Genomic DNA, 21,000 nt, shown 5'->3' with positions numbered 1-21,000 from the left:
TCATGACGGGCGGCCCACGAACCGGGACAGGTGCTCGACCAGCCCGTCGAGCGTGTCGAGGCCGCCGTCGAACTCGACGTCGAAGCCGAACGCCTCCTCGATCGCGTCGATCAGCCGGATGTAGCCCAGCGAGGTGAGGCCGAGCGCCGTCAGCGAGCAGTCGGCCGCCAGCACCTCCGCCGTGGTGAGCTCGCCGTCGCTGGCCTGGGCCACCAGCGCGGCCACGCGCTCCCTCAGCATGCCTGCTCCTGCAGCCTGGCGACCTCCGCGGCGATGCGCGTCGCGGTGGCGTCGTCGATGAACAGCTCGAAGGAGAGCTCCACGCCGAACCGCTCCTGGGCCCTGGCTATGATCTGGGTGATCGTGAGGGAATGGCCGCCGAGATCGAACAGGTCGTCGTCGGGTTCCACGTCGTCCAGTTCGAGCTCCTTGGCGAAGATGGCCTGGATCTCCCGTACGAGCTCGGCGGCCACGGGTCCGTCCGTGACAGCGGCGATGATCGCGGACGCCGCCGGCACGGGAGCGGGCAGCGGCAGCAGGTCCAGCGGCGCCTCCGGATCCACGGCGACCGCCGCCAGCAGCGCGGCCAGATCCTCCCGGATCCGCTCGGCCCCCGCCGGGTCGAGGAGCGCCGGGTTGTACTGCAGCCGCGCCGCCGTGCCCGCCTGGTCGTCGACGATCTGCAGGTGGAGCGTGTTGCGCACCCAGCCGTTGAACATCATCCACTCCACCGACGCGCCCAGCCCGGGGAACAGCGGGGCCGTCTCCGGCCGCCGGCGGTAACTGAGCGACACGGGGGTGAGCGCGGCGCGCGGGCCGATCCCGTCCACGGCCCTGGCCAGCGGCACCTCGCGATGCCGGTACAGCCGCCGCAGCTCGGCCCGCAGGCTCCGGGCGAACTCGCCGAACGTGCCTCCCTCGGGCACCCCGATCACGGGGAGCTCGTTGACGAAGGCGCCCACGTGGTCCCGGCTCCGCTCTGTCCGCGTGGACAGATCCACGCCGACCGCGGGCCGGGCGTTGCCGTACGCGTGCAGCAGCGCGACGAACGCGGCCAGCACCGCCTCGAAACGGGTGACCTCCAGCCGCTCGGCGAGCCCGCCGAGGTCCTCGACGACGAAGTCGAGGGCGGAGCCGGGCGCCGCGGCGACGGACACGCCGGTCAGGCCGGGCAGGTGCAGCTCCCGCTGGTCCCGCCACCGGTCCTGCCAGTACCGCCGCGCGTCCGGCAGCGCGTCCGCGAGCCTGACCCGCTGCTGGACCGTGACCTCCGGGTGCGTCAGCACCAGCGGCGCCGGCGCCGCGCCCCCGTACCAGGAGGCCAGGTCCCTCAGCAGAATGTCCTTGGACTCCCCGTCGAACACCGCGTGATGGGCCTGGAACAGCAGCACATGCCGCTTGGCGTCCTCCCGGATCAGCGTGAACCGCGCCGCGGGCCCTCCGACCGGATCGACCGGCCCGGCGAGCTCCTCCTCGAGGTCGCCGCCTTCCCGCAGAGGCGGCACCCCGTGGGGGACCACCCGCAGCTCACCACCGTCCTCGGCGAGCACGCCGCCCAGCACGGGATGCCTGCGCGCCACCTCCTCACACGCCTCCTCCAGCGCCACGACGTCGAGCGGCCCGTCCAGCCAGACGGCCAGCGGCATGTGAAAGGCCCGCCCGGCGACCCCGGCCCGCTCGGTGAGCCACATCCCCTGCTGCGCAGGGGAGGCCGGCCACGATCCGGTCATCTCCCGCCTTCTTTCTCCACAGTGCCTGTTTCCATCACGGAGTCCGCGTCCTGCAGCAGATCACGCAGGCCGGACTTGACGACCTTGCCCGAGTGGTTCCGGGGCAGGCGGTCCACGAAGATCACTCGTGCCGGCAGTTCGTGCGCGGCCAGCCGGGTCATGAGGAAGGCCCGCAGCTCCGTCACGCGCGGCGCCCGCGAACGGGGCACGACGGCTGCGGCCAGCACGGTGCCCAGCACGGGGTGCGGCACGCCGGTGACCGCCGCCTCGGCCACGTCCGGGTGTTCGTGCAGCGCCGCCTCCACCTGCACGGTCGACACCTTGTACGCCCCGGACTTGACGACGTCGCTCTCCCGGTCGACGAGATACAGGTAGCCGTCCTCGTCGAGGTAGCCCAGATCGCCCATCCGCACCCAACCGTCCCGGAAGGTGTGCGCGCTGGCCTGCCGGTCCCGGTAGTACGAGCGCGCGGCGGCGGGAGAGCGCAGCCAGATCTCCCCCGTCTCCCCTGCCGCCAGCGGCTTGCCTTCGGGACCGGTGATCCTCAGCCCGCTGCCGAGCGCCGGCCGGCCCAGGGCCGCGGGCCGCGACGGGTCGTAGATCATGACGGTCTGGGCCGGCGCCGCCTCGGTCGAGGTGTAGTAGTTCGTCACGGTCGCCTTGGGGAAGGCCGCCGCCAGCCGCGCGCACAGCGCCGCCGGCAGCGCCGAGGCCGCCGAGCCGAGCAGGACCACGCCGGAGAAGTCGTGCCGTTCGTGCAGCCCGGCGTTGAGCAGCTCAAGGGCCATCGCCGGCACCAGGAACACCGTCCCCACCCGCCGCGACTCGATCAGCCTGGCGAACCTGCCCGGGGTGAACCGCGCCAGGGTCAGCACCGCCGGCCGCGCGTCCAGCGCGTTGATCAGCATGGCCTGGCCGGCGTTGGTGCCGATCGGAAAGGCGTGCAGCAGCAGCTGCGAATGCCCGAACCTGCGGCGATTGGCCCGGGTGGCGCTGCCGTAGGTGAGGTTGGCGTGGGTGGCCGCCACCGCCTTGGGCCTGCCCGTGGTGCCGGAGGTGTAGAGGATCTGCGCCAGATCCCCCGGCCCCGGCGGCTCGGGTTCCCGCGAACCGGGCTCCAGCTCGGCCGGCACGGCGCTCCAGTACCCGCCGTCCGGCGGCGCGGCCGGCCCCTTGCCGGCGTGCAGCACGCCCGTCGCCGAGCAGTGCTCCAGCATGTACGCCACCTCGGCCGGCGCGAACCGGTCGGAGATCGGCACGGCCACCCCGCCGGCCAGCTGCGCGGCGCAGTAGGCCACGGCGAAGTCGGTCCAGTTGTCGGAGCCGAACAGCAGCCCCACGCGGTCGCCTCGCCGCACCCCGCGCCGGACCAGCCCGCGCGCCAGCGAGTCCACTTGCGCCTGCCATTCCGCGAAGGTCAGCGTGCCGCCACCGGCGACCTCCAGCGCGACCCGCTCGGGCTCCTCCGCGGCCCGCCTGGCGAGCAGCTCCGGAACGATCACGACTCACCTCCCGCGCGCCGCCGCAGCTCCTGAACGATCACGACTCGCCTCCCGCGCGCCGCCGCGGCTCCTGAACGATCATCGACTCGTCTCCCGCACGCCGCGCCAGCTCCTCGATGCCGACGAGATCGTCGGGCAGCGCGTCGGGCACCTCGCGATCGAAGCGCGCCAGCACCCGCACCCGCATCGCGCACACCGCGATCAGCGCGATGGCCAGCCCGAAGGCCACGTACATCAGCCCGATCCCGCGCCCTTCCCCCGTCCCGAGCAACGCCCCCGCCGTCGCGGCCAGCGGCCCGTCCGGCGCCATCAGCGGCTCCAGCACCGTCGCCCCGTACGGCGCCACCAGCCCGAACCCGATCGGCAGCGTGGACCAGGCGACGAGCGTGTTGAGCGCGATGACCCGCCCGTGGAACCGCTGGGGCACCTTGACCTGGATGATCGTCGCGTACACCCCGTTGAGCAGCGTCAGGCACAGCGACATCCCGAACGCCCCCGCAGCGATCGCCACCAGATCCGCCCGTACGCCGACGACCACGCAGAAGACCGCCAGCGCGAGCGTGAACAGCAGCACCCCGCGCAACCGCCGCCGGCGCGGCCCGCCCCACACGGCCATCAGCAGCCCGCCGGCCAGCACGCCGATCCCGCCCGCCAGCGACACCCGCCCGACGTCCTGCAGCGTCGCGAACGACAACACCAGCGGCGAGATCATCAGGAACAGCGGCGACAGGAACACGTTCAGGACGGCGAAGAACACCAGCATCCCGCGGAAGCCCCGGTTTCCCCAGGTCAGCCGCCAGCCGCCGACGATCTCCGCCATGACCGTCTCGCGCCGCCGCCACGCCATGCTCCGGGGGAACCGGACCACGAGCACGACCGCGGCCGCGAACACGTACGACAGCACGTCGATGACGAGGATCCCCTCCAGCCCGATGACCGCCATCAGGCCGACCGCCACGAGCGGCACCGCCACCTGGGCCGTGCCGGTGACGAGCTGCACCACCCCGTTGGCGTGGCCCAGGAAGCGCTTGGGGACGAGTTGCGGGATCGCCGAGGCGTACGCGAACCGCTGGAAGGTCAGCGCGACCGACAGCAGCGCGAGCAGCGGGTAGACGTGCCAGATCTCCAGGTTGCCGGTCCACAGCAGCACCCCGAGGACCAGCTGCACGCCGCCCGCGGTGACGTCCCCGGCGAGCATCACCGCGCGCCGGTCGTACCGGTCCACGATGGCCCCGGCCAGCGGCGCGACCAGCATGCCCGGTAGCAGCCCGAGCACCGCGAACAGCGCGAAGTTCGCCAGCGAGCCGGTGGTCGTGTAGATCCACAGCGGCACGGCGAACTCGGTCAGCGCCGACCCCAGGATCGACACCAGCTGCCCGGCCGCGACCAGCGCGAACCGCCCCATGCCCGGCCGTGCCCGGCGTTCCGCCGAGGGGGCCGGGGAGTCTCCGGAGGACACGCCCTCCAGCCACCACGTCGATCGCGGTGTGCGTGCCAGCCGCTCGGCCCGCCCGTCGGCGATGGCGCGGTGCGTGCCGGTCACGATGGCCGCCAGTTCCTCCGCCCGATATTTCAGGAAGAAGTGCCCCGCCTCGTCCAGCACGACCAGGGCCGTCAGCTCCGACAGCACGTGCCATTCGCGGTAGCGCTCCTGGTAGAACTCCATCGCCGGGTCGCGCTCGCCGGCCAGCGCGATCACCGGCGCCCGCAGCGGGGCCCCGTCCGACCCTGCCGAGGACTCCTCGAACATGCGGGTGAAGTACCGCTCCGCCTGCCGGGTGCCGCGCCGCCGGTTGCGGACCATGAGGTCGAGCTGGTCGCGTCCGACCTCCTCCACGTCCAGGCCGGCGGAGCGCAGGTCGTTGATCCAGGCCTGGTCGCCGCGGATGCGCTCCATGAGCTCGGTCAGGCCCGAGAGGCGGCCGCGGGGGCGGGCGAAGGGGAAGACGCCGCCGAGGTACACCGCCTCGACCTCGCGGCCGGCGTCCTCCAGCCGGCGGGCGATCTCCGCGGCCAGCATCACGCCGAGGCCGCAGTGGCCGTACAGGGTGACGGGGCCCTGGATGCCGTCGAGGATCTCCTGCACGCAGCCGTCGGCGACCTCGTCCAGCGGCCGGGCCTCCTCGCCCAGCTCGTGCCCGGGCACGGCGATCGAGTACAGCGCCCAATCGGCCGGCAGCGCGTCGGCCAGCGGCTGGTAGATGACCGCGCTGCCGCCCCCGTACGGCGCGCAGACCAACGTCGAGGTGGCCGTCCTGGCGGGGGTGAGCCGGTGCAGCAGGCTGCGCGGGCCGTCACCGGCCGACTCCAGCAGCGCGGCCAGCTCCCGTACGGTGCGGTGCTTGAACAGGTCGAGCACGGTGACGGTACGCTCCGGCGCCTCCTGCCTGAGCCGGGCCACCACGCGCATGGCCAGCAGGGAGTGGCCGCCGAGCTCGAAGAAGTCGTCCGTGGCGCCGACCTCGGTGACCCCGAGGAGTTCGGCCCACACGGCGGCGACCGTCTGTTCGGCGGCGGTCCGGGGCGGCTCGAACCGGCCGGTCGTCTCCGGCGCCGGGTCGGGGAGGGCGGCCCGGTCCACCTTGCCGTGCGACTTCAGCGGCGGCGGCTCGTCCAGCCACACGTACCGGGCGGGGATCATGTAGTCGGGCAACCGCTCGGCCAGCCACGCCCGCAGTTCGGCGGCCTCCGGCCGGACCTCGCCGACCAGGTACGCCACGAGCAGGCCGCCACGCATGTCGGCGATCGCCGACGTCACGCCGGGATACCGGCCGAGCACCGACTCGACCTCGGCCAGTTCCACGCGGTAGCCCCGGATCTTGACCTGCAGGTCGCGGCGGCCGAGGAACTCCAGGTTCCCGTCGGGAAGGTGCCGGGCCAGGTCGCCGGTGCGGTACATGCGGGCGCCGGGCGGGCCGTACGGGTCGGGCAGGAACCGTTCCGCCGTCAGGGCGGGACGGTCGAGATAGCCCCTGGCCAGCCGGTCCCCGCCGAGGTACAGCTCCCCCGCGACGCCGATCGGCACCGGCTCCAGATGCTCGTCCAGCACGTACGCCCGAGCCCCCGGCAGCGGCCGGCCGATGGGCAGCGTGGTGGTCGTGCCGACGTCGCCTCCAACTGGGCCCTCGACCTGATATGTGGTGACGCCCACCGTCGCCTCGGTCGGGCCGTAGTGGTTGACGACCCGGCAGCGCCCGGACGCGGCCAGCTCCTCGGCCCAGTCGCGAGGCGCCGCCTCACCGCCGAGGATCAGCAGCTTGCGCGGCAGCACGTCGGCCTGCAACGCGGCCAGGTGAGACGGGGTGATCTTGAGGTGGTCGATGCCCGTGTCCCGGATGTACTCGGCCAGCTCGTGCCCCGCCGTGCGCGGCGGGATGATGTGCAGCGTCCCGCCGGTCATCAGGCACGCGTAGAAGACCGTCACCCCGAAGTCGAAGGCCAGCGACTGCAGCAGCCCGTACGAACCGCCGGGTTCGATCCCCAGCCGCTCCCGCAGGCCCGCGAGATAGACGAGCGCCTGCCGATGCTGGATCGCGACGCCCTTGGGCCTTCCGGTGGTGCCGGACGTGTAGATGACATAGGCCAGGTCGTCGGGGGTCACGTCATCAGGGACCGGCACCTCGCCACCGTCGGGCTCGTCGAGGCCGACCGTGAGCAGCCCATCGGGCAACCGCCCCCGGGAAGGCGCATCGGTCACCGCGATCCGTACCCCGGCGTCCCGCACCACATAGGCCAGCCGCTCGAGCGGATGCTCCGGGTCCAGCGGCAGATACGCGGCCCCCGCCTTGAGCACGCCGAGCACCGCCACGGCGAGTCCGGCCGACTGCTCCAGGCAGAGCGCCACCCGTTCGCCGGGCCCGGCGCCGAGGGCCCGCAGCCGCCGGGCCAGCCGGTCGGCGCGGGCGCCGAGCTCGCCGTACGTGAGCGAGATGTCCCCCGCGACCACCGCGACCGCTCCGGGATCCTGCCCGGCGACGACCTCGTGCAGCAGCCGGATCCCGGCGGGTGGAGCCGGCTCGGCCACCCCGAGGGCCAGCACGCGCCGCCGCTCGTCCGGGCCGAGCAGCGGCAACCGGGAGATCGGCAGGTCGGGGTCGGCGACCGCCGCCCGCAGGAGCGTCTCCAGGCATCCCGCCAGCCGCCGCGCCGTGTCCTCCCGGAACAGCGCGGTGCTGTACGTGAGCTGCCCGTGCAGCCCGCCGCCGCCCTCGAAGAGGTAGAGCGCCAGGTCGAACCGGCTGGCCACGGTCGGGATCGGGTACGGCTCCGCGCCCAGCCCGGAGGTGTCCAGGGTCCGGCCGCGATAGTTCTGCAGCGCGAACATGGTCTGGTAGACCGGCGTGCGGCTGACGTCCCGCTCCACGGCCAGCTCGGTGACGAGCCGGTCGAACGGCAGCGCCTGATACGCGAAGGCGTCCAGGGTGGAGTCGCGGACCCGGCCGAGCAGTTCGCCGAAGGTCGGGTCGCCGCTCAGGTCGGCCCGGATGGCCAGGGTGTTGATGAACGGCCCGACGACCGTCTCCAGCTCGGGCAGCTCCCGCCCCGACACCGGCGACCCCACCGCGAAGTCGTCCTGCCCGGCGAACCGACCGAGCAGCACCTGGAAGGCGGCGAGCAGCGTCATGTACGGCGTGGCCCGGTGGGCCTTGCCCAGCTCCGCGATCGACGCGGTGAGGGCGGGGTCCACGACGACGTCCACGGCGGCGCCGGCCCAGCGCTGCTCGGCGGGCCGGGGCAGGTCGGTCGGCAGCTCCAGGGCGGGCACCCCGTCCAGCCGGGACACCCAGTAGCGCACGTCGTCGTCGAAGGTCCGGCCGCGCTGCCAGTGCGCGTAGTCGCCGAACTGCAGCGGCACCGGCGGCAGTTCCCGGCCCGCGTGCAGCGCCAGCAGCTCCCGGAACAGGATGTCGCACGACCAGCCGTCGGTGATCGCGTGGTGCATGGTGAGCAGCAGCACGTGCTCACGCGTGATTTCCTCGGGGGCCGAGCGCACCAGCAGGGCGCGCAGCAGCGGCGGGCGGGCCAGGTCGAACGGCCGGGCCAGCTCCCCGTCGATCTCGCCGGGGTCGTCGGTGACGCGGAACTCCACGACCGGCTCCTCGGCGACCACCGCCTCCGGGCGGCCGTCCGGGGTGGTGACCAGGCTGGTCCGCAGGCTCTCGTGCCGCCGCGTGAGCTCGGTGAGGGCCCTGGCCAGCGCGTTCTCGTCGAGTTCGCCGGTCAGCCGGACCGCGAACGGCACGGTGTAGGCGGCCGTGCCCGGGGCGTACTGCTCAAGGAACCACAATCGCTCCTGCATGGCCGACGGCGGCGGGGCGGTGCCGGGGTCACGGCGTGGAACGCTGACCTTGGTGTCGCGCGCCCGGAGGCGACGCTCCAGCAGGGCCTGCTTGGCCGGTGAAAGGGAGCTCCTGGTCACGCGTCTTTCTCCTCGGAACACGCGGTTGTACACGTACACGTACGGAGGTCCGCGGCGATGACGCGGATGTGCTGCAGCCGGAACGGCGAAGCCTGATGAGGCCGTGGGAACGCTCCCACGAGGGAGGCTAGGTTTCGGCTCCTTCGAGGTCAAGGGCTAGATCCGCATTTCCGGATGCCCACCGTGGTCTAACAAGAACCCTTCGCGATGTGCGCACGTCGTCCCGGCGTTTCCGGGCACCCTGTCTTTCGGGTCCTTGACAGTTCGGAAACATCCTCGTCATATATCTGGGAGCGCTCCCATAACGTGTCATCATCTCTGACCTGCGCCTGCAAGAAAGCCGAGCATCTGCGCCCTTTGACTCACGCTCGCGCACGCGTCAAAGGGCGGCATCCTGCCGCGAACCCCTTGCCCAGAATGACGTTCTGGAAGCAGGGTTGGCCCATGATTATCGAGTACGCGGAGCGCGTGTGGCGCGGCGAATCAGACGACAGCGTCGTGGACGCGGGCATGCAGGGCAAGGGCATTCAGCCGATCGCCGACGGCCTCGGATGGTGGCCGGGGTTCGGCAATGTGACCGCGTTCGAGACCGAGGGCGAGTTGGTGTTGTTCGACACCGGCAGCACGTTCTCGGCGGCGAAATTGCATGAGGACGTGCGGGCATGGACGCGGGCGCCGCTGACCACCGCGTTCTACTCGCACGGGCATGTCGACCACGTCTTCGGGACGGGGCCGTTCGAGGAATCGGGACCGCCAGCCACGATTTATGCCCATAAAGCGATTGTTGACCGCTTCGACCGTTATGTACTGACAAATGGCTATAACTCGGTGATCAACCAGCGGCAGTTCCAGGCCGCCGGGCTCCGCTGGCCCACCGACTACCGCCGTCCGGACGTGACCTACAGCGACGCGCTGACCGTGCGGCGCGGCGGGCTCACGTTCGACCTCGTGCACGCCAAGGGCGAGACCGACGACGGGACCATCGGCTACGTGCGCGAGCACAAACTGCTGTTGCCCGGCGACCTGTTCATCTGGGTGACGCCCAATTGCGGCAACCCGCAGAAGGCGCAGCGCTATCCCCGGGAATGGGTGCACGCGTTGCACCGGATGGCCGCCATGGACGCCGAGATCATGCTCCCCGGCCACGGCGCCCCGATCTTCGGCCGCGACCGCATCCGGCAGGCGTTGCTGGAAACGGCCGAATGGCTGGAGTCGCTCGTCACGCAGACACTGGAACTGCTCAACGCGGGTGCCCGGCTCGACGAGATCGTCCACTCCGTGAAGGCGCCAGAACATCTCGCCGACCGGCCCTATCTGCGGGCGCGCTACGACGAGCCGGAATTCGTCGTACGCAATCTGTGGCGCCTTTACGGCGGCTGGTACGACGGCAATCCGGCCAACCTGAAGCCCGCTCCCGAGGCGGTGCTGGCGAAGTCGGTCGCGGAACTGGCGGGCGGGGCGCAGGCCCTCGCGGACGCGGCGCTCAAGGCCCTTTCCGAAGGCAACGAGCGGCTGGCCGGGCATTTGGCGGAAATGGCCGCCCTGGCGGCTCCGGACGACGCGGGGGTGCATCGCGTACGCGCGGAAGTCTTCTCCGCCAGGGCGGCCGGCGAACTGTCCCTCATGGCGAAGGGCATTTTCGCCTGGGCCGCCGCGGAGTCCAGGCAACGCTCGTGAAAGCCGGCCCGGGCGATTCCTGATGGCGGGGCATGGTCACGTCCGCATCGCCCCGGCCGTCGATCCCATCGTCGGCGGCCGAGAAACCCACGGTTTCCGCCGGCCACGCCTCTCCACGGGCTTCTGACGCGACCGCCGGGCGGGGCGGCGCCAGATCGGCTCGCCGCAGCGGCGGGCAGGCCCGAATCGCACGGTGCGGACACCCCCCGGCAAACCGTCCCATGGATCAGAAAGCTGTCCCGGCGCGCTGCATGGAGATCAGGCGCGCTCGAAGGGGAGCACTTCCGTCAGGTGGAGGATCAAGGCCCCAGGGTTCCTGGTCTGCGTCATGATCCTGCCCGGCCCGGTGAACTCGAAGACCAGCCCTTCGCCCGACTTGAGCGATTGGACCGTCTTGCCTTCGACCGCCCGGCGCAGATTGCTCTTGACCGTCTCGTCGTAGGCGACCAGGTGCCCGGAGTCCACCACGACCTGCTGCCCGTCGGCCAGCTCGATCACGTCCATCGCGCCGTAGCAGCCGAGTACGGCCACGCCGTCGCCCTGCGCCTTGATGAGGAAGCCGCCCTCGCTGCCGATGAGGTTGGACATGCCGCCCCACTTGGTGACGATCTCCACGCCGTCACTGGACGCGATCCACGACCCCCTGGTCATCAGCAGCGCGCTGTCGCTCCGTACCTCGGCGGCCTGGACATCGCCCGGCAGGTGATGCGCCACGTCCACCCAACCGCCGCCGTCCGGAGCGGTGTAGCGAGTGGTGAACAGCGACTCCCCGCCCAGCGCCGAACGCGCCAGACCACGCAGCAGGCCGCCTTCCATCTTGGCCCGGAGCTGGACTCCCGCGCTCGTCGCGTACATCGCGCCCGACTCGACCCGCAGAGTCTCCCCGCCGTCCAGATGGCAGCGCGCGACCGCGAACGAACCAGGGTGACGGATCTCGGTCTTCATGTACCCCTCCATCCCGATCATCTTGTCCGGAGCGACTCTGGTGGACGGGCGTACACGATTCGTTGACGACGCGTAAACGCTCCGATCTCGCCGAACCCCTGAGGCGCCCGGGACCTGGGGCCGGCTCGGGCGCTCGCGAGGACATGTACCCCCCGGGGTATATTGGGCGCGGAGGTGGTTCGGGTGGAGATGGATGCGACTGTCCTGAGGGACGCGCTGACGCGGCTGAAGCGGGCCCACGGCCAGCTCGGCGGGGTGATCGCGATGATCGAGAACGCCGAGGACTGCGAGAAGGTGTTAACGCAGCTGGCGGCGGTGTCGAAGGCGTTGGACCGGGCCGGATTCAAGATCATTTCTACCGGGTTGCAGCAGTGCCAGGTGGCGCGCGAGCGGGGCGAGGAGCCGCCGATCAGCCCGGAGCGGCTGGAGAAGCTGTTCCTCGCGCTTTCGTGACCGCTTGATCGGGCGGGTGGGGGCACCCGCGTGTTCTCTTGATACCCCCTGGGGTATTTGATTATCGGAAGGAGACAAGGACATGACGATCCAGGTCGAGGTGATCGAGACCTCTTCGCTGGGGGACCGCAGTTACCTGGCCCACGACGGGCGCGTCGCGGTGGTGATCGATCCGCAGCGCGACATCGACCGCGTCCTCGCCCTGGCCGGCCGCCTGGGCGTGCGCGTCACCCACGTGGTGGAGACCCACCTGCACAACGACTACGTCTCCGGCGGGCTGGCGCTGGCCCGGGTGAGCGGGGCGGCGTACCTGGTGGGCGGGGCCGAGGAGGTCGGCTTCGACCGCGTGCCGGTCGCCGACGGCGATCGGATCGCCGCCTCCGAACGGATGTGGCTGGACGTGGTGGGCACGCCGGGACACACCTTCCACCACCTGTCCTACGTGCTGGCCGGTCCGGGCGGGCCGGAAGGGGTGTTCACGGGAGGATCACTGTTGTTCGGCGGCACGGGGCGTACCGACCTGCTGGGCGCCGAGCACGCCCGGACTCTGGCCCGCCACCAGCACGCCTCCGCTCGGCGGCTGTCCGGCCTGCTGCCCGACGGCGCGCGGCTCTGGCCCACGCACGGGTTCGGCAGCTTCTGCGCGGCCACGCAGTCCGGCGCGTCCGCCTCGACCATCGGCCGGGAGAAGGACGTCAACGCGGTGCTGCGGATGGAGGCCGACGACTTCGTCGCCCACATCCTGGAGGGCCTGGACGCCTACCCCGCCTATTACGCCCATATGGGCGCGCGCAACGCCGCCGGCGGGGAGCCGATCGACCTGACCCCGGTACGGCCGGCCGACAGCGCGGAGCTGCTGGCCCGCCTGCGGGCGGGCGAATGGGTGGTGGACCTGCGCTCACGCAAGGCGTTCGCGGACCGGCACCTGGCCGGCACGCTCAGCTTCGGCCTGGACGGGCCGATGGCGACCTGGCTGGGCTGGCTGGCCCCTTGGGGCACGCCCCTCACGCTGCTCGGCGAGTCGGCCGAGCAGGTCGCCGCCGCCCAGCGCGAGCTGGCCCGCATCGGCATAGACCGCCCGGCCGCAGCCGCGACCGGTACCGTCGAGCAGTGGGCCGGTCACGACCAGGGCCTGATCGCCGGGCTGGCCACCGCGAGCTTCGCCGACCTGGCCGCCGCTCGCGCGGAGGGACCGGCCGGCGGCCCGCCCGTCCTGGACGTGCGGATGGGCAACGAATGGCGGGCCGGGCACGTGGCCGGCGCCGTACACATCCCGCTGCCCGAGCTGCCGGGGCGCCTGGCCGAGGTGCCGGAGGGAACGGTGGGGGTGCACTGCGGCACCGGCTACCGGGCCGCGGCGGCCGCGAGCCTGCTGGCCCGCAGCGGCCGCCAGGTGGTCCACATCGACGACGCCTACTCCCAGGCCGCCGACGCCGGCCTGTCCATCGCCACTCCCGACGAGGACCCCTCTTGACCACCCTCGGCACGGCGGCGCTGGGCCGCCTGCCGGGATCCGGCGACGCGCCGCCGTCCGCGCCCGGGGCGAGTTCGAGACCGCCCCGGGGTGTGCCTCTTCCGCCTGCCGCGCAAGCGTCTCGACGAGCTGCGGCCCTACTGGACGTGAGCGCGTCGAGCGAACCGCTTGACGCGGACGGCGAACTCGCGCCACACCACCCACCCCGGACGGCGAACGCGCGTCACGCCACGCACGCCGTCCCCCGGCGCGGGCCATCGACCGTAGGCTCGGCCACCCACGACGGCGCGGCCACGACCGCGACCGGACCGCCGCTCCTGCCGGCGCACCTGCCGCCGAATCGGGCCGCCACGCCGGGCCGCATGTACAGCCGAGCTGTCGCGCAGGCGCCTGCACGGTCGAGCACTCCGCCGTGCAGGCGCCTGTGCGGTCAAGCGCTCGAGCCAGTCGGCAGTGTGCTGATCGTGCCCGACGAGCGGCCTCCCCGAGGCGCCAGGCACGGCGGTGCTGGTCGGCCGGGAACGTCGAAGGTCACGGTTACCCATAGAACGACATTTAGTCACAATGGCAACGCACGAATAGTCTGCCCCACCTGTGCCGAGATCGTAGGGCGCGGAAGCAACGGCCCCGATTTTTTGCCCACTCCCAGAACCCCTACAGGCACGGCGTTCCAGCGCCACCCAGTCGCCAACACCCGCGAATCCCATTTGCACTACTTGCACTATCTATGGGCATATGTCTATCTTTTGCCTAGTCGCGGCACAGATGTGGCCACCTTTCGTCGCATCGTTGCCGCTTCGTTGACCGGACCGTGCGCTGACCGAAGAAGCTCTTCAGGGACAGCGTTCGGCCGCCGAATCCGCGCCTCGCGGAGCCGGGGACCCATCTTCTCGGGGTGAATCGGACGCCAGCCCACGCTGCGCCCGTAGGGCACTTCCAGGCCCGAACCCGTCAGCTAACCCGGTAGGCGGTATGGAAGCAAGGAGTCAATGCCGTCATGCCCAAGCCTCGGCTTGCCACAATCGCCCGTACCCTCAAGAATCAACACGATCTTCTCACCAGGTACTTCAGCTTCGCCGTCGCCGGCGCGATCCTCGCCGGAACCACCACCATCGCCGGCCTGGCTTTCGCCTCGCCCGAGCAGGGCCCGGTGGAAGCACCTCGGCATGGGACCGAATCTCTCATCTACGGCCTGGACATCTCCAATTACGAGCCCCTGTACGACTGGAACGCCAGTCCGGCCAAGTTCGGCATCATCAAGGCCACCGAGGGCACGGACTTCCGCGATGCCTCATTCGCCAGGCACTGGCGCGAGCTGGGCAAGAAGGGGATCGTGCGCGGGGCGTACCACTACGGCCACCCCCGCAACAATCCCGTCGCGGAGGCCGAGCACTTCCTGTCCGTGTTGAACTCGCAGCCCGCCGAGGCCGGCGACCTGCTGGTCCTCGACCTGGAGACCACGGACGGCAAATCCGTCGCCGAGGTCAACGCCTGGGCCAAGACGTGGCTGTCGTACGTGAAGGCCAAGACGGGAATCACCCCGATGTTCTACAGCGGCTGGAACTTCGCCAACAAGTACGGCAAGGGCCTGGCCCAGTACCCGCTGTGGGTCGCCCACTACAGCAGGGCCAAGGGCGCGATCACCCCGCCCGCCGACTGGAAGTCCTGGACCATCCACCAGTACTCCGAGTCCCCTGTCGACCAGAACGTCTCCGCGCTGACCGCCGACCAGTTGCGCGACCTGGGCCGCCGCACTGCCTGAGCAAGCAAGGCGAGAGCCGTCACTGCGATCAACTCCTCCCGGGTGAACGACTCTCGCACAACGTGCTCCTCCTGGCCCGGAGGAGCACGCGGTAGACGCCTCGATGGCGCCGGCGAACTCGCCGTCATCCGCCTCGGGCAGCGGCATGGCGGCCGGTCGTCGACGTGAGCAGCAGCCGGCAGTCTTGCCCAATGCAAATCTTGCACACTGCCATGAACACTCCCGCACCCCTTCCGCGTATCCCTCAGTGACCGGCGCCACTCACGAAGGCCGCATCGAAGGACCGGAAGGGGATGACGGCGTATGCGACTCCTCGACAGCCGTCGCGCTCTCATCAGTTGCGGCATTGCCGCCCTCTGCACTCTGACCGCCTGCGCCGGCTACACGCCGACGCCCGTCGCCGACACCGCCGGCCTCAACACCGAGCCGACCGTCATCGACACCGCCACGGACACCGACACCGACACCGACACCGACACCGGGCCAACCGCCACCGACACCGAGCCGGCCGACGCGCCCACCGTCCAAGCAGTGGAGGACGAGCCGGAGACCGGCACCCGGCAGACCAAATGGGGACCGCTGTCGGAGGCCGACCAGGAGCTCATCAAGAAGGTCCGGCTCGCCAGCCTGTGGGAGATGCCCATGGCGCAGGACGCGATACAGCGGGCCGACAGCGCCCGCGTCCGCCAGATCAGCAAGGAGATCGCGGCTCAGCACCACGTGCTCGACCGGCAAGTTCGCGACCTGGCCGCCAAGCTGAAGGTCAAACTGCCGGTGAAGCCCACAGATCAGCAACAGGACTGGATGGCCGATATTTCCGGCAGGTCCGGATCCGCCTATGACACCACGTACGTCAAATGGCTACGCCTGGCGCACGGACAGATCTTCACCCTGATCGGGACGGTACGCGGCACCACGCAGAACACCCTGGTCCGCCGTTTCTCCGAACAGGCCAACGCCGCGGTGCTCAACCACCAGCGCCTCCTGGAGAGCACCGGCCTGACCACACCCGAGAGCTTCCCCACACCGTCCACCTGACGGCCGGGGGCCCGAACGGCTGATCACACGCTGATACGGGAGGGGATCGCCATAGCGGTCGCGGTTCAGACAGCGGACCAGCCCAGCGGGTGCGGCACGTTCACGGGTGGCTCGCCGCCCGCCTCGTTGAAGGCGTTCATCGCCGAGATCAGCGCCCGGCGCTGCCTGGCCGACATCCGCGCCACGATCGCGCCGATCTCCTCCCTGCGGCGCGCGGTCACCTCGTCCACGATGCGGCGTCCCTCATCCGTCAGCCGCATCAGGCTCTCGCGCCGGTTGTGCGGATTGACCTCCCGTACGATCAACCCGGCGGCCACCAGCCGATCGGCCATCCGCATCGCCGTCGAGGAGTTGACGCCCAGCAGCTCCGCCATCGTGACCAGCTTGGTCTCACCGTGACCGGCCAGCACCACCAGCATCCTGAACTGCGGCAACGTGACCCTGTCCCCGACCGCCCCCAATGACCTCACGGCGACCGCCACCAACAGCCGCGACCCGGTCAACACCGCCGTGACGACAGCCGAAAGGTCCTCTCCCTGCGCCTGGAGGTCATCGTCTTCCTTCATAGGCACTGTTGTACATGCGCGGGGCGGGTCACGGGCACGAGATCACAGAGGCGCCCCGAGAGGACTGCAGCACCCTCAGCTCGCAAATCGACCGCCGGGCCGCCAGACCGAAGCCGACGTCGAATGGCCGCGCCCGCCTGCGGCCGGAGGAGGTGGGCGTGGCTTTCCGCGACGGCGGCGGCGCTCGTAAGGTTGCCGAGTGTGCGGCGCGAGGAGGTCGCGGGCTCGGCCCGCCGCCGCCCCGAGCCGCCGGTACGGGGGCTCGGCCCGCCGACGTCGTCGCCTTGACGATCGCGGAGTTCTTCCCCCGGCAGGTGATGCACCTGCGGCAGATCCTGGGCGGCTTCCCGCTGCTGTCCCCGACGACGGCTGATTGACTGGCGCCGAGGCAAGGGCGGTCAGTTCTCGACGCCCGTGGCCGTGTGGGGCGTCCCGACCGGCTTGGACTCGGGCGAGCCACGCTGCCGTAGGTAGATCGCCAGCACCACCATCGACAGCACGGCCAGGAGCTCCGACTGCCAGTTCTGCAGGCTTCGGTTCCAGAACTCCGGCGAGGTGACGTACGAACCCCATCCGACGGGATCACGCAGGTCGGCCAGCCGCTCGCTGTTGTACGCGGCCAGTCCCGCCACCGACTGCGCCAGCCACGACAGCACGAAGATCGTCCCCATCACCAGCGCCAGCGAGTTGCCGTACAACCGCGACCGCAGCCCTCCGGTCCTGGCCCATGCCGGGGAGCTGTCATGGGCATACCGCCCGACCTGCTGCTCCTCATCCGATTCCGGCCCCGCCTGATCCGGCGTCTTCGACTCGGGCGATCCCTTCTGCACCAGCCAGACGGTGAGCACGATGAACAGGAAGAACTGCAGGTACTCCGACTGCCAGTTCTCCGCCACGTCGACCGCGAACGTCGATGAGGTCACGTACTGCAGGATCGAGACCGGCTCGCCGCCCTGGGCCAGCTCCTGGTCGTTGTAGTCGAGCATCCCCGCCACGGCCTGTCCGGCGATCGCGAGCACGAAGAGGATCAGGAACGCCAGCGCCAGCGAGTTCTCCTTGAGCCATCTCACAGCAAAATCCTCATGAGGCCCCCGCTACCCCAAGGTCAACTCTGCATGCGAGCGGTTCGAAGCCCGATTTTGAATAGCCCCGGAAGGGCGGGGTAGCGAAACGCGGTCCCATGATGCGCAGCCCCGGGAAGGCAGTCCGATGAAACGCCACGATGCGGCGCCGGAGAGTCCGGCCGAGCTGAGCAAGCGCTCGTGGTGGGGAGTCCTCAAGCGCACGGCCAGGGAGTTCCGGGACGACAAGCTCACCGACTGGGCTGCCGCCCTCACCTACTACGCGGTCCTGTCCATCTTCCCGGCGCTGCTCGCGGCGGTTTCCCTGCTGGGCGTGTTCGGCCGGTCGGCGACCCGGCCGCTCGCCGACAACCTGGGAGCCATGGCGCCCGGCCCCGCACGGGAGGTCATCGACCACGTACTCCAGGCCCTGCAGAGCAGCCCGCGTGCCGCGAGCATCGCCACCGTCATCGGTGTCGCCGTCGCCTTATGGTCGGCGTCCGGTTATGTGGGGGCGTTCATGCGTGCCGCCAATGTGATGTACGAAATGCCGGAAGGCCGGCCGATCTGGAAGATCCTCCCCCTGCGCCTCGCCATCACCACCGTACTAGTGATCTTGATGGCCGCCGGCGCGGTCGTGGTGACGCTCACCGGAGAGCTCGCCGGCCAGGCGGGCAGGCTGCTCGGGATCGGCCAGAGCGCGCTGACCGTGTGGAGCATCGCCAAGTGGCCGGCCCTGGTGATCATCGTGATGCTGGTGCTGGCGCTGCTGTACTGGGCCGCCCCCAACGTCGTACAGCCCGGATTCCGCTGGATCACTCCGGGCAGCATCCTGGCGGTCACGGTGTGGATCGTCGCCTCCGCCGCCTTCGGCTTCTACGTGACCAACTTCGGCTCCTACAGCAAGACCTACGCGGCGCTGGCCGGCGTCGTCGTCTTCCTGATCTGGTTGTGGATCACCAACGTGGCCGTCCTGCTCGGCGTGGAGTTCGACGCCGAACTCGCCCGCGGCCGCGCCATCGAGGCCGGTCAGCCACCCGAACGGGAACCGTACGCGGAGCCGCGCGACACCGGCGGTTCCGACCCGGAGGGACATCGGTGACGTGGGGCCGCGTGGCGGGACGCGCGCGGCCCCGGCGCGGCGGACGGCTGCCGGGGCGCCTCGGTAGCCGTCGCGTCTATGGTGCGGCGGTCGGCCGGCCGAGCGGTTGCAGCAGCCGGTTGACGGCCGCGCGGCCGGCTTCGAGCGCGGCCTTGAGGGGCTTGCCGTTGCGGGTGAGGCGACCGACCTGCGGGGCGTCGGATGCGGGCCGCACGGAAAGCACCGCCGCATCGGGCCGGTCCTGGCCGTCGGCGGGTGCGCCGGCCGTCGGGGGCACGGGTCGGTCGTACTGGGCGAGCAGCTCGTCGTCGTGCAGCAAGCGGTGGTCGCGCGCGTAGAAACTTCGGTGCAGTGCCTCCGGATAGTCCCGCAGCACGGTCGCGGCGATCAGGCGCGCCCCGTACGACGGTCGCGCGGCCGGCGTCCCGATCGCGGGTGAAGGTGCTGGACGGGACCGCAGTACGAGGACGTGGCCGGCCCCCTGCGCCAGGGCGGTGCGGTAGGGGATGGACTCGGCGAGCCCCGCGTCGTAGAAGAGCCGCCCGGCCAGTTCGACCGGCGGACCGGCGAGGAACGGCAGCGCGGCGCTGGCCCGCAGGGCCAGCCGCAGTTCGGCGGGACCGGTCAGATGCGGGCGCAGATCGGTGGACCGCCCGGTCTGCACGTCGGTGGCCAGCGGATGGTACTCGATGGGGTTGGTCAGGACGGCCTCGAAGTCCATCCGGGTCACTTCGCAGTACAGGTGCTCGACCAGGTTCCGCACATCGACCATCGGACGGCCGCGCAGGAGGTTGGACGGGCGGATCATCGCTCTCGCGTAGACGGGTTCGGCCCAGCCGGTCAGTTGCTCGGGAGTCCCGCTCAGCAGCCAGGCGCCCGTGATGGCCCCGGCCGACGCTCCGTAGACCGCGTCGAAGGCGTGCGCCACTCCGGCCTCGTGCAGGGCCAAGGCCATGCCGGCGGAGACCGTGCCACGCATGCCGCCGCCCTCGATGGCCAGTGCCACCCGGTGGCCGTCCTGGCGAGCGCCGGGACGGCTACCGCTGCGGACCCGTTCGGCTATGACGCGCAGCACTTCGTGTTCGCCGGTCTCGCGTGGCATATGTCCTTCTTCGTGTTGTGTGGCCGGTCACGGTTCGCCGGCGAGGTACGAGTGGGCCTGGGCCCAGATGCCGGGGTCGGGCTGGGTGGTAGTCCACGTGGTGGACCTGAGCCGTCCCCGCCCGCGGTAGCGCCGCACGATGGCGACGTGGTCCGGCCAGGCGACGAACTTGCGCAGGGCCTGCTCATCCTGCCAGATCGACACCGAGCCGCACCTGCCCCGCAGCGGCTCGGTCCACAGCCACATGCCGACCGCGCCGGGCAGGTCGGGCCACGCGCGGCGCAGGGTGAGCCCGGCCTGGTAGACGCCGGGCAGGTCGCGCAGGCGGTCGATCCGGAAGTCGGTGACGCTGATCAGCACCGAGCCGGTGGTGCCGACCGCGGGTCCAGGGGTCCAGCGGGATCTCAGCATGACGCCGGTCCAGGGTTCACAAGGTTCATGGCGGGCGACAACCTTTCTTTGTACGAACGTTCGTGCCGAGAATAGAGACGTATCGAAGACGACGTCAAGCCGCTATCCTGGTCCGAACGTTCGTACGTGGAGGGGTGAAGATGGCGGGACGGCCGCGGGACGAGCGGGCACGAAACGTGATCCTGCGCCGGGCGGCGGACATCGCTTCGCAGGACGGGCTGGAAGGGCTGTCGATCGGCCGGCTGGCCACGGAGCTCGGCGTGAGCAAGAGCGGCCTGTTCGGCTACTTCGGCTCCAAGGAAGAGCTGCAGCTCGCCACGATCCGCACCGCGACGAGCGTGTACGTCGACGAGGTCATCCAGCCCGCGTTGGCCGTGCCACCAGGCTTGGGGAGGCTGCGGCGGCTGTGCGAGAGCTGGCTGAGCTACTCACAGCGGCGGGTCTTCCCCGGCGGCTGCTTCTTCTTCGCCGTCACCGCGGAGTTCGACGCCCGCCCCGGCCGGGTACGCGATGCCGTCGCCGCGGCCGGCCTCGACTGGACCCGCTTCGTGGCGCGTACCGTCGACGATGCCCGCCAGCTCGGCGAGCTCGCCGACGACACGGACGCCGACCAGCTCGCCTTCGAGCTGATCGCCTTCATGGAGAACGCCAACGTCGTCTCCTTGCTGCACGACGACCCGAACGCCTACGAGCGAGCCAGAACCGCCATCCGCAACCACCTGAACACGTACACCTGACGACGGGCCGGCGTCAGCCGG

The 21,000-nt window shown here is 70.9% G+C and carries 17 protein-coding genes and 1 riboswitch; of the genes, 8 read left to right on the top strand and 9 right to left on the bottom strand.

Going from position 1 to position 21,000, the window contains the following annotated elements:
• The 4 genes from ACIBI9_RS32750 to ACIBI9_RS32735 are packed head-to-tail and all read right to left on the bottom strand — an operon-like array spanning position 1 to position 8,651.
• Positions 1–240 (bottom strand): phosphopantetheine-binding protein, encoded by a 240-nt coding sequence (locus tag ACIBI9_RS32750; RefSeq protein ID WP_397227612.1) that lies wholly within the window; start codon positions 238–240, stop codon positions 1–3.
• Positions 234–1,730, bottom strand: coding sequence for a condensation domain-containing protein (locus ACIBI9_RS32745; protein ID WP_397227610.1), 1,497 nt, complete (start codon positions 1,728–1,730; stop codon positions 234–236). The genes ACIBI9_RS32750 and ACIBI9_RS32745 overlap by 7 nt, the downstream gene beginning before the upstream one ends.
• Positions 1,727–3,232 carry an AMP-binding protein gene (locus tag ACIBI9_RS32740; protein WP_397227608.1) on the bottom strand — a complete coding sequence of 502 codons (1,506 nt, stop codon included), beginning with the start codon at positions 3,230–3,232 and terminating at the stop codon, positions 1,727–1,729. The genes ACIBI9_RS32745 and ACIBI9_RS32740 overlap by 4 nt, the downstream gene beginning before the upstream one ends.
• 37 nt (positions 3,233–3,269) lie before the next feature.
• The gene (locus tag ACIBI9_RS32735; RefSeq protein WP_397227606.1) at positions 3,270–8,651 is read right to left on the bottom strand and encodes an amino acid adenylation domain-containing protein; all 5,382 of its coding nucleotides are present in this window, start codon (positions 8,649–8,651) and stop codon (positions 3,270–3,272) included.
• Positions 8,652–9,095: 444 nt separating this feature from the next.
• Here ACIBI9_RS32735 and ACIBI9_RS32730 point away from each other — a divergent pair, with 444 nt between their 5' ends.
• A complete protein-coding gene (locus ACIBI9_RS32730) occupies positions 9,096–10,328 on the top strand; it encodes an alkyl sulfatase dimerization domain-containing protein (protein WP_397227604.1) in 1,233 nt (410 codons plus the stop codon).
• Positions 10,329–10,586: 258 nt separating this feature from the next.
• Here the strand turns inward: ACIBI9_RS32730 and ACIBI9_RS32725 are convergent, their stop codons facing one another.
• Positions 10,587–11,273, bottom strand: coding sequence for a TIGR00266 family protein (locus ACIBI9_RS32725; protein ID WP_397227602.1), 687 nt, complete (start codon positions 11,271–11,273; stop codon positions 10,587–10,589).
• Between the two features lie 189 nt (positions 11,274–11,462).
• Here ACIBI9_RS32725 and ACIBI9_RS32720 point away from each other — a divergent pair, with 189 nt between their 5' ends.
• The 4 genes from ACIBI9_RS32720 to ACIBI9_RS32705 all read left to right on the top strand — a co-directional run bounded on the left by ACIBI9_RS32720 (position 11,463) and on the right by ACIBI9_RS32705 (position 16,000).
• A complete protein-coding gene (locus ACIBI9_RS32720; RefSeq protein WP_397227930.1) occupies positions 11,463–11,726 on the top strand; it encodes a metal-sensitive transcriptional regulator in 264 nt (87 codons plus the stop codon).
• Positions 11,727–11,808: 82 nt separating this feature from the next.
• A complete protein-coding gene (locus ACIBI9_RS32715; RefSeq protein ID WP_397227600.1) occupies positions 11,809–13,200 on the top strand; it encodes a rhodanese-like domain-containing protein in 1,392 nt (463 codons plus the stop codon).
• An 841-nt stretch (positions 13,201–14,041) separates the two neighbouring features.
• Positions 14,042–14,185: riboswitch (cyclic di-AMP (ydaO/yuaA leader) on the top strand.
• Positions 14,186–14,197: 12 nt separating this feature from the next.
• Positions 14,198–14,962: a glycoside hydrolase family 25 protein gene (locus ACIBI9_RS32710; protein ID WP_397227598.1), complete on the top strand. Its 765-nt coding sequence runs from the start codon at positions 14,198–14,200 to the stop codon at positions 14,960–14,962.
• A 303-nt stretch (positions 14,963–15,265) separates the two neighbouring features.
• Positions 15,266–16,000, top strand: a complete 735-nt coding sequence (locus ACIBI9_RS32705; protein ID WP_397227596.1) for a DUF4142 domain-containing protein — start codon at positions 15,266–15,268, stop codon at positions 15,998–16,000.
• Positions 16,001–16,065: 65 nt separating this feature from the next.
• Here ACIBI9_RS32705 and ACIBI9_RS32700 read toward each other — a convergent pair whose 3' ends face one another.
• Entirely contained in the window at positions 16,066–16,566 is a 501-nt protein-coding gene (locus ACIBI9_RS32700; protein WP_397227594.1) for a MarR family winged helix-turn-helix transcriptional regulator, read from the bottom strand.
• Positions 16,567–16,724: 158 nt separating this feature from the next.
• Here ACIBI9_RS32700 and ACIBI9_RS32695 point away from each other — a divergent pair, with 158 nt between their 5' ends.
• Positions 16,725–16,943 (top strand): hypothetical protein, encoded by a 219-nt coding sequence (locus ACIBI9_RS32695; RefSeq protein WP_397227592.1) that lies wholly within the window; start codon positions 16,725–16,727, stop codon positions 16,941–16,943.
• Positions 16,944–16,964: 21 nt separating this feature from the next.
• Here the strand turns inward: ACIBI9_RS32695 and ACIBI9_RS32690 are convergent, their stop codons facing one another.
• The gene (locus tag ACIBI9_RS32690) at positions 16,965–17,636 is read right to left on the bottom strand and encodes a DUF6766 family protein (protein ID WP_397227590.1); all 672 of its coding nucleotides are present in this window, start codon (positions 17,634–17,636) and stop codon (positions 16,965–16,967) included.
• A 139-nt stretch (positions 17,637–17,775) separates the two neighbouring features.
• On the opposite strand from ACIBI9_RS32690, the gene ACIBI9_RS32685 reads away from it, so the two are divergent.
• Entirely contained in the window at positions 17,776–18,729 is a 954-nt protein-coding gene (locus tag ACIBI9_RS32685; protein WP_397227588.1) for a YihY/virulence factor BrkB family protein, read from the top strand.
• 76 nt (positions 18,730–18,805) lie between these two features.
• Here ACIBI9_RS32685 and ACIBI9_RS32680 read toward each other — a convergent pair whose 3' ends face one another.
• The gene (locus ACIBI9_RS32680; RefSeq protein WP_397227586.1) at positions 18,806–19,831 is read right to left on the bottom strand and encodes a patatin family protein; all 1,026 of its coding nucleotides are present in this window, start codon (positions 19,829–19,831) and stop codon (positions 18,806–18,808) included.
• A gap of 27 nt (positions 19,832–19,858) precedes the next feature.
• Positions 19,859–20,242, bottom strand: coding sequence for a hypothetical protein (locus ACIBI9_RS32675; protein WP_397227584.1), 384 nt, complete (start codon positions 20,240–20,242; stop codon positions 19,859–19,861).
• Between the two features lie 140 nt (positions 20,243–20,382).
• Here ACIBI9_RS32675 and ACIBI9_RS32670 point away from each other — a divergent pair, with 140 nt between their 5' ends.
• On the top strand, positions 20,383–20,979 hold the full coding sequence (locus ACIBI9_RS32670; protein WP_397227582.1) for a TetR/AcrR family transcriptional regulator: 597 nt from the start codon (positions 20,383–20,385) through the stop codon (positions 20,977–20,979).
• Positions 20,980–21,000: the final 21 nt, after the last annotated feature.

Source organism: Nonomuraea sp. NPDC050451 (assembly GCF_044458585.1).
The sequence above is the reverse complement of the archived record's forward strand: the minus strand, read 5'-3'. Positions and strand labels throughout refer to the sequence as shown.